9 protein-coding genes are annotated in these 8,320 nt (G+C 66.4%); 4 read left to right on the forward strand and 5 right to left on the reverse strand.

The genetic code is table 11. The annotated features are described in order from the left end of the window. Positions 1–17 precede the first annotated feature (17 nt). Complete coding sequence (gene dnaB, locus ACFU53_RS09595) at positions 18–1,493, reverse strand: replicative DNA helicase (protein ID WP_383988247.1); 1,476 nt, start codon at positions 1,491–1,493, stop codon at positions 18–20. Between the two features lie 449 nt (positions 1,494–1,942). Here dnaB and ACFU53_RS09600 point away from each other — a divergent pair, with 449 nt between their 5' ends. Continuing rightward, positions 1,943–3,289, forward strand: coding sequence for an MATE family efflux transporter (locus ACFU53_RS09600; protein ID WP_383988250.1), 1,347 nt, complete (start codon positions 1,943–1,945; stop codon positions 3,287–3,289). 185 nt (positions 3,290–3,474) lie between these two features. On the opposite strand, the gene rplI is transcribed toward ACFU53_RS09600, so the two are convergent. From rplI to rpsF, 4 genes are all read right to left on the reverse strand, one after another. Beyond that, complete coding sequence (rplI, locus tag ACFU53_RS09605; RefSeq protein ID WP_383988253.1) at positions 3,475–3,921, reverse strand: 50S ribosomal protein L9; 447 nt, start codon at positions 3,919–3,921, stop codon at positions 3,475–3,477. Positions 3,922–3,938: 17 nt separating this feature from the next. Beyond that, positions 3,939–4,175, reverse strand: coding sequence for a 30S ribosomal protein S18 (gene rpsR, locus ACFU53_RS09610; RefSeq protein WP_003949403.1), 237 nt, complete (start codon positions 4,173–4,175; stop codon positions 3,939–3,941). Between the two features lie 82 nt (positions 4,176–4,257). Beyond that, a complete protein-coding gene (locus ACFU53_RS09615) occupies positions 4,258–4,866 on the reverse strand; it encodes a single-stranded DNA-binding protein (protein ID WP_383988256.1) in 609 nt (202 codons plus the stop codon). 76 nt (positions 4,867–4,942) lie between these two features. Then, positions 4,943–5,233, reverse strand: coding sequence for a 30S ribosomal protein S6 (rpsF, locus tag ACFU53_RS09620; RefSeq protein WP_005482942.1), 291 nt, complete (start codon positions 5,231–5,233; stop codon positions 4,943–4,945). Positions 5,234–5,495: 262 nt separating this feature from the next. Between rpsF and ACFU53_RS09625 the strand changes: the two genes are divergently transcribed. The 3 genes from ACFU53_RS09625 to ACFU53_RS09635 all read left to right on the forward strand — a co-directional run bounded on the left by ACFU53_RS09625 (position 5,496) and on the right by ACFU53_RS09635 (position 8,241). After that, complete coding sequence (locus tag ACFU53_RS09625; protein WP_383988260.1) at positions 5,496–5,798, forward strand: hypothetical protein; 303 nt, start codon at positions 5,496–5,498, stop codon at positions 5,796–5,798. Positions 5,799–6,022: 224 nt separating this feature from the next. Then, positions 6,023–7,144 carry a peptidoglycan bridge formation glycyltransferase FemX gene (gene femX / locus ACFU53_RS09630; RefSeq protein ID WP_383988263.1) on the forward strand — a complete coding sequence of 374 codons (1,122 nt, stop codon included), beginning with the start codon at positions 6,023–6,025 and terminating at the stop codon, positions 7,142–7,144. A 65-nt stretch (positions 7,145–7,209) separates the two neighbouring features. After that, positions 7,210–8,241, forward strand: coding sequence for an alanine racemase (locus ACFU53_RS09635; RefSeq protein ID WP_351409161.1), 1,032 nt, complete (start codon positions 7,210–7,212; stop codon positions 8,239–8,241). Positions 8,242–8,320 lie beyond the last annotated feature (79 nt).

Genomic DNA, 8,320 nt, shown 5'->3' on the forward strand with positions numbered 1-8,320 from the left:
GAGCGCATTTCCCCGGGTCAGGTCTGTGCCATGTCCACGAACCGCGAGTAATGGCCCTGGAAGGCGACCGTGATCGTGGCCGTCGGACCGTTACGGTGCTTGCCCACGATGATGTCGGCCTCGCCCGCACGCGGCGACTCCTTCTCGTACGCGTCCTCGCGGTGCAGCAGGATCACCATGTCCGCGTCCTGCTCGATCGATCCCGACTCACGCAGGTCGGAGACCATCGGCTTCTTGTCCGTACGCTGCTCGGGACCACGGTTGAGCTGTGACAGCGCGATCACCGGCAGCTCCAGCTCCTTGGCCAGCAGCTTCAGGTTTCGCGACATGTCCGAGACTTCCTGCTGGCGGCTCTCGGACCGCTTGCCGCCGGACTGCATGAGCTGCAGATAGTCGATGATGACGAGCTTCAGATCGTTGCGCTGCTTCAGGCGCCGGCATTTGGCGCGGATCTCCATCATCGACAGGTTCGGGGAGTCGTCGATGTAGAGCGGCGCGGCCGAGACGTCCGGCATGCGGCGGGCGAGGCGCGTCCAGTCCTCGTCGGTCATCGTGCCGGACCGCATGTGGTGCAGGGCCACGCGTGCCTCGGCCGACAGCAGTCGCATCGCGATCTCGTTGCGACCCATTTCGAGCGAGAAGATCACGCTCGGCATGTTGTGCTTGATCGAACAAGCGCGCGCGAAGTCCAACGCCAGGGTGGACTTACCCATGGCGGGACGGGCCGCGATGATGATCATCTGGCCCGGATGCAGACCGTTGGTGAGCTGGTCGAGGTCGGTGAAGCCGGTCGGCACACCGGTCATCTCCCCCGACCGCGAACCGATCGCCTCGATCTCGTCGAGCGCGCCCTCCATGATGTCGCCGAGCGGCAGATAGTCCTCGGTGGTGCGCTGCTCGGTGACCGCGAAGATCTCGGCCTGGGCTCTGTTGACGATCTCGTCCACGTCGTCGTCGGCCGCGTATCCCATCTGGGTGATGCGGGTGCCGGCCTCGACCAGGCGGCGCAGGACGGCGCGCTCGTGGACGATCTCCGCGTAGTACTCGGCGTTCGCCGCCGTCGGCACCGTCTGGACAAGGGTGTGCAGATAGGAGGCGCCGCCGACCTTGGTGATCTCCCCGCGCTTGGTGAGCTCGGCGGCAATGGTGATGGGGTCGGCGGGCTCGCCCTTGGCGTAGATGTCGAGAATCGCCTGGTAGATGGTCTCGTGCGCCGGCTTGTAGAAGTCGGGGCCCTTGAGGATCTCGACCACGTCGGCGATGGCGTCCTTGGACAGCAGCATGCCGCCGAGGACGGACTGCTCGGCGTCGAGGTCCTGCGGTGGTACGCGCTCGAAGGCCGAACCTCCGCCGTCCCACTCCCCGTTGTCCCGGCCGCGGTCGTGCCGCTCGTCCCTGCTCTTCCCGCCGTCGTTACGTCGGCGGGAAGAGGGCAGACGATCACTGGGCCCACTGTCGGCCCACGGGTCGTCCAAGGGCTCGGAAATGCTCACCGAGCAGCCTCCTCCCGTCCGCCGAGCGGACCTCGCCGTGCTTCTCATTACTACGGCACGGCACTGACAAATGAGAGGCCCAACTCCGGTTCTGGCGCGTCGGTTTTGCGAGGTTTCCGTGATCTGCCAAGGAGCGGGCGCCGCACCACCGTAGGCCCGTCGGCACCGTCAGCCAATCTGGTTATCCACAGGCCATGTGGACGACGGCCCAGATGCTGTGGAGAACCCTGCGAAACCTGTGCACGACTCGGTGGACAGGGCTGTGAACAAGACCTCGCCCGCCCTGGAGGGCACCCCCTGACCTGCATCTTTACCGTCCACTGGCTGTGTAGAAGAAAAACTTCCCCGACCGGATCAAGATCATCGCGATCAGTGCACGAGAACGCGTCCGACTGGGCACGATGTAATAGTCATTCAGCAATTGCATCTCTTACCTGTGGAAGATTAGATTGGTGGTCATGACACAGGCTTCCGCGACCCCCAAGGCCACCCGCCGTCGGCATGATCGAGAGATCATCACGCTGTCCGTTCCGGCCTTCGGCGCGCTCGTCGCCGAGCCTCTCTTCCTGATGGTCGACACCGCCATCGTCGGCCACCTCGGCACCGCGCAACTGGCCGGTCTCGGTGTCGCATCGGCGCTCCTCGTCACCGCGGTGAGCGTCTTCGTCTTCCTGGCCTACGCCACCACGGCCGCCGTCGCCCGCCGCGTCGGAGCCGGAGATCTGCGGGCAGCCATCCGGCAGGGGATGGACGGCATCTGGCTCGCCCTACTGCTGGGCTCGGCCGTCGTCGCTGTCATCGTTCCCATGGCACCCACCCTCGTCGCCCTCTTCGGTTCATCGGACACTGCGGCTCCCTATGCCACGACCTATCTGCGGATCTCGGCACTCGGCATCCCGGCCATGCTCGTCGTGTTCGCCGCCACCGGTGTCCTACGCGGCCTCCAGGACACGAAGACACCTCTGTACGTCGCTGTGGCGGGCTTCGTCGCCAACGGCGCCCTGAACGCAGGCCTTGTCTATGGCGCCGACCTGGGCATCGCCGGATCCGCCTGGGGCACGGTCATCGCCCAGGCCGGCATGGCTGTCGCATACCTCTGGGTCGTGGTCCGCGGTGCCCGCAGACATGGCGCCTCATTGCGGCCGGACGCCGTCGGCATACGCGCCTCGGCTCAGGCAGGGGTGCCCTTGCTGGTCCGTACGCTCTCACTGCGAGCTGTGTTGATGATCGCCACCGCGGTCGCCGCCCGGCTCGGGGACGAGGACATTGCCGCGCACCAGATCATCCTCTCGCTCTGGAGCCTGCTCGCCTTCGCCCTGGACGCGATCGCCATCGCCGGACAGGCCATCATCGGCCGCTACCTCGGCGCGGGCGACACCCAGGGAGCCCGCGAGGCCTGTCGCCGGATGGTGCAGTGGGGAATCGCCACGGGTGCCGTGCTCGGAGTCCTAGTGATCCTCGCTCGCCCTTCGTTCATCCCGCTCTTCACAAATGACCCGACAGTTCAGAAAGCCGCGCTCCCTGCTCTCGTCGTGGTGGCACTCGCCCAGCCGATATCCGGAATCGTCTTCGTGCTCGACGGCGTACTGATGGGCGCGGGAGACGGTTCCTACCTCGCCCGGGCCATGTTGCTGACCTTGGCGGTCTTCATTCCGGCCGCCCTACTCGTCCCCGCTTTCGGCGGTGGTCTGACCGCTCTCTGGGTCGCCATGACGCTGATGATGACGACGCGCATGCTGACCCTCTGGCTGCGATCCCGTTCCGGCCTGTGGATCGTCACCGGCGCGACGCGCTGAGAGCCGGACTTGAGCCCGGCGTCGTTTCACGTGAAACATCGCCCAGTTCGCTGTGTTTCACGTGAAACAGTCACTTCGCAGGCTCCCGAGTCGATCGACACCGGTCAGCAAGGGACCCGGCAAGCATGTGGGGCCGCACCCTTCACAGGGTGCGGCCCCATACACCGCTTCAGCGAGCGCGACCCTTAGGCCGCGATGACCTCGATGTTGACCTTGGCGGCAACCTCGGGGTGCAGACGCACGGACGTCTCGTGGGCGCCCAGCGTCTTGATCGGAGAAGTCAGCTCGATGCGGCGCTTGTCGACCTCGGGGCCACCGGAAGCCTTGATCGCGGAAGCGATGTCGGCCGGGGTGACGGAACCGAAGAGACGACCGGCGTCGCCGGAGCGGACAGCCAGACGGACCTTGACGGCCTCGAGCCGGCCCTTGACCTGGTTGGCCTGCTCGATGGTCTGGATCTCGTGGATCTTGCGAGCACGACGGATCTGCTCGACGTCCTTCTCGCCGCCCTTGGTCCAGCGGATAGCAAACTTCCGCGGGATCAGGTAGTTGCGAGCGTAGCCGTCCTTGACGTCGACGACGTCGCCGGCAGCGCCGAGGCCGGAGACCTCGTGGGTAAGGATGATCTTCATTAGTCGGTCACCCTTCCTTAGCGCGCGGTGGACGTGTAGGGCAGCAGCGCCATCTCACGGCTGTTCTTGACGGCCGTGGCGACGTCACGCTGGTGCTGCGTGCAGTTGCCGGTCACGCGGCGGGCACGGATCTTGCCGCGGTCGGAAATGAACTTCCGCAGCATGTTCGTGTCCTTGTAGTCCACGTACGTGACCTTGTCCTTGCAGAATGCGCAGACCTTCTTCTTCGGCTTGCGCACAGGCGGCTTCGCCATGGTGTATCTCCTGTGTGATCAAGAAGTTTGGGGTACGGCCCCACCCTCGACCTCGAAGACCGGTGATCCGGCCTCAGAAGTGTTAGAAGGGGGGCTCGTCCGAGTAGCCGCCACCGCCGCCGGAGCTTCCGCCGGAGCTTCCGCCCCAGCCGCCGCCACCGCCGCCGCCCTGGTTGCCACCGGCGGGAGCGCCGCTGGCCCACGGGTCGTCGGCGGGAGCGCCGCCGCCCTGCTGGCCGCCACCGGAGCTTCCGCCCCAGCCGCCGCCACCCTGGCCGCCACCGCCATTGCCGCCGCCGTAACCACCCTGGCCACTGCGGCCGCCTGCGGCGGTCTTGGTGACCTTGGCCGTGGCACTGCGCAGGCTGGCGCCGACTTCCTCGACGTCCAGCTCGTAGACCGTGCGCTTGACGCCCTCACGGTCCTCGTAGGACCGCTGCTTCAGCCGGCCCTGCACGATGACGCGCATGCCTCGCTGAAGCGACTCGGCAACGTTCTCCGCCGCCTGACGCCAGACCGAGCAGGTCAGGAACAGGCTCTCGCCGTCCTTCCACTCATTGGTCTGACGGTCGAAGGTGCGGGGGGTGGACGCGACACGGAACTTCGCGACCGCCGCACCGGAAGGGGTGAAGCGCAGCTCGGGGTCGTCGACAAGATTGCCGACGACCGTGATGACGGTCTCGCCTGCCATGGGGGAACCTCTCGGCGGGTTTGCTGCTGGCTGCTTGTGCTGCTACTCGGATCCCGGACCAGCTGAGCGGGAGCGCTCAGTGGGTCTCGGGGCGGAGGACCTTGGTCCGGAGGACCGACTCGTTCAGGTTCATCTGGCGGTCGAGCTCCTTGACGACCGCAGGCTCGGCCTGCAGGTCGATGACCGAGTAGATGCCCTCAGGCTTCTTCTTGATCTCGTACGAGAGACGACGACGGCCCCAGGTGTCGACCTTCTCGACCTTTCCGTTGCCCTCACGGACGACGGAGAGGAAGTTCTCGATCAGAGGGGCGACAGCGCGCTCCTCCAGATCGGGGTCGAGGATGACCATCACCTCGTAGTGACGCATGTGGAACCCACCTCCTTCGGACTCAGCGGCCACGGTCGTTCCGTGGCAGGAGGGTTGTGATGCGTATGCAACGGTATCGGCCACCACTGACAGTCGAGCCCCCTGTCGGGAGCCCTGTCGTGGCCCGGGCAGACACCGGTGCAGAGGGTACAGACTACCTGCACACCCGCTTCCGGTTGAAATCCGGTGGCGGTGACCGTCAATCTGTACACATCGGGTGTGTATGGCGCTACGATGCGCCGCCTTCCGCAGGAGGTGCCCCATGGCACAGACATTGCGACCCACCATCGCCGGCTCTCTGCTCGCCACCGACGACAAGCCCCACCCAGTGCAGGACACCCTGCTGGCCGTGACGCTCGTACTCGGGGCGGTCTCCTTCATCACGGCGATGTTCCACCATCTGCACCTGCTCAGTTCCTGGACCGGGTTGGTGGGGATTCTGACCGGCGCGTACGGGCAGTTCATCTCGGAGACGACCCGTGAGCGCTTCGGCCTGATCGTGGGTCTCGGTGCCTCGGCCGTCGGTTTCTTCCTCGGCATGGCCCATGGAGGTCTCTTCGGCTGACTCCGTACCCACGGCCGCGCGGTCGAGGGAGCATGCTCCCTGTTGTCCGCTGCCTTACATCGGACCAAGCGGCCGAATAACATCGCCTGACGTCCCGGCCGCGTACCGGCCGGGCCCCAGGTTCCATACGGCCATCCGGGGCGCCCGCAGGGCGCAGTAGGCTTCGGCGCGAGAGCCGGAGCCCCTGTACCCATGGGGACACACCAGCCCGAGGAGCACCCCGAATGAGCCTGACCCTGAGGACGATCAGCCGAGAGCAGCATCTGGCGTACGTCCAGAGCCTGCCCGCGGCTAGCCACATGCAGGTCCCGGCCTGGGCCGATGTCAAGGCCGAGTGGCGCTCCGAGAGCCTCGGGTGGTTCGATGACAAGACCAGTGAGATGGTCGGTGCCGGCCTGGTGCTGTACCGCCAACTGCCCAAGATCAAGCGCTATCTCGCCTATCTGCCCGAGGGCCCGGTCATCAACTGGTTCGCGCCGAACCTCACGGACTGGCTCGAGCCGATGCTCGCGCATCTGAAGCAACAGGGCGCCTTCTCCGTGAAGATGGGCCCGCCGGTGATCATCCGGCGCTGGGAGGCCACCTCCATCAAGGCGGGCATCCAGAACCCGGACGTCAAGCGCCTGCGCGACATCGAGGCCGACTTCATCGAGCCGCGCGCATTCGAGGTCGCCGACAAGCTGCGCCGTATGGGTTGGCAGCAGGGCGAGGACGGCGGAGCCGGCTTCGGTGACGTACAGCCCCGGTACGTCTACCAGGTGCCACTCGCCAACCGCTCGCTGGAAGAGGTCCACAAGAACTTCAACCAGCTGTGGCGCCGCAACATCAAGAAGGCCGAGAAGGCGGGCGTCGAGGTCGTCCAGGGCGGTTACCAAGATCTGGAGGAGTGGCAGCGGCTGTACGAGATCACGGCTGTGCGCGACCGCTTCAGGCCTCGCCCGCTGTCGTACTTCCAGCGCATGTGGACGGCTCTCAACTCCGAGGACCCCAATCGCATGCGGCTCTACTTCGCCCGACACAACGGCGTGAACCTGTCTGCCGCGACCATGCTGGTTGTCGGCGGGCACGTCTGGTACTCCTACGGTGCCTCGGACAACATCGGCCGCGAGGTCCGGCCCTCGAACGCGATGCAGTGGCGCATGCTGCGCGACGCCTACGCTCTTGGCGCGACCGTCTACGACCTTCGCGGCATCTCCGACTCGCTGGATGAGACCGATCACCTCTTCGGCCTGATCCAGTTCAAGGTGGGCACAGGCGGCCAGGCCGCCGAGTACCTCGGTGAGTGGGACTTCCCGCTGAACAAGCTGCTCCACAAGGCGCTCGACATCTACATGTCGCGCCGCTGACGCCCCCGTTTTTGCTTCCATACCTCTGATACACCGCAGCCACCAGAAAGGTTCCGGGACTGTCCATGGCGCTCACGCTGTACGTCGACACCGCGCGCTGGCGGGCACACCACAAGCACGTTCAGGAGCAGTTCCCGGGACTCGTCCCCGTCTGCAAGGGCAACGGCTACGGCTTCGGTCACGAGAAGCTGGCGGAAGAGGCCACGCGCCTCGGGTCGGACATCCTCGCCGTCGGCACCACGTACGAGGCTGCCCGGATCAAGGACTGGTTCGGCGGCGACCTGCTGGTGCTGACGCCTTACCGACGCGCTGAGGAGCCCGTACCCCTGCCCGACCGCGTCATCCGCTCCGTGTCGTCGGTCGACGGCGTGTACGGCCTCGTGGGCGCCCGTGTCGTCATCGAGGTCATGTCCTCGATGAAGCGGCACGGAGTGAGCGAGCAGGAGCTGCCCCAGCTCCACGCGGCCATAGAGAACGTGCGCCTGGAAGGCTTCGCCATCCACCTGCCGCTGGACCGCACCGACGGCTCGGACGCCGTCGAGGAGGTCATCGGCTGGATGGATCGCCTGCGCGCGGCGCGCCTGCCGCTGCACACCATGTTCGTCAGCCACCTCAAGTCCGAGGACCTCATCCGGCTCCAGCAGCAGTTCCCGCAGACCCGTTTCCGGGCCCGTATCGGCACGCGGCTGTGGCTGGGCGATCACGAGGCGACCGAGTACCGCGGGGCTGTACTGGACGTCACCCGCGTCGCCAAGGGTGACCGCTTCGGTTATCGGCAGCAGAAGGCGGCCTCGGACGGCTTCCTTGTGGTCGTGGCGGGCGGTACGTCGCACGGGGTGGGCTTGGAGGCCCCGAAGGCACTGCACGGCGTCATGCCGCGCGCCAAGGGCGTCGCCCGGGCGGGCCTCGCCACGGTCAACCGGAACCTTTCTCCGTTCGTCTGGGGCGGCAAGCAGCGCTGGTTCGCCGAGCCGCCGCACATGCAGGTGTCGATCCTCTTCGTGCCGTCTGACGCCCCGGAGCCGAAGGTCGGCGAGGAACTGGTGGCCCATCTGCGGCACACCACCACGCAGTTCGACCGGATCGTCGACCGCTGAGCCCCTGCCTCCCGAGGGGGCGGAGGGACGAATCGCCGGGTGGTTCGCCCGGAGTGCTACGCGGAAGGCCGTACACGAG

This window comes from Streptomyces sp. NPDC057474 (assembly GCF_042802555.1).
In the GTDB taxonomy this organism is placed as follows: Bacteria; Actinomycetota; Actinomycetes; order Streptomycetales; family Streptomycetaceae; genus Streptomyces.

Bases quoted from the DNA above. Each gene is read 5' to 3' on its own strand.
- rplI (WP_383988253.1), bottom strand. From the start codon at position 3,921: ATGAAGATCATCCTTACCCACGAGGTCTCCGGCCTCGGCGCTGCCGGC.
- rpsR (WP_003949403.1), bottom strand. From the start codon at position 4,175: ATGGCGAAGCCGCCTGTGCGCAAGCCGAAGAAGAAGGTCTGCGCATTC.
- ACFU53_RS09615 (WP_383988256.1), bottom strand. From the start codon at position 4,866: ATGGCAGGCGAGACCGTCATCACGGTCGTCGGCAATCTTGTCGACGAC.
- rpsF (WP_005482942.1), bottom strand. From the start codon at position 5,233: ATGCGTCACTACGAGGTGATGGTCATCCTCGACCCCGATCTGGAGGAG.
- ACFU53_RS09625 (WP_383988260.1), top strand. From the start codon at position 5,496: ATGGCACAGACATTGCGACCCACCATCGCCGGCTCTCTGCTCGCCACC.
- femX (WP_383988263.1), top strand. From the start codon at position 6,023: ATGAGCCTGACCCTGAGGACGATCAGCCGAGAGCAGCATCTGGCGTAC.
- ACFU53_RS09635 (WP_351409161.1), top strand. From the start codon at position 7,210: ATGGCGCTCACGCTGTACGTCGACACCGCGCGCTGGCGGGCACACCAC.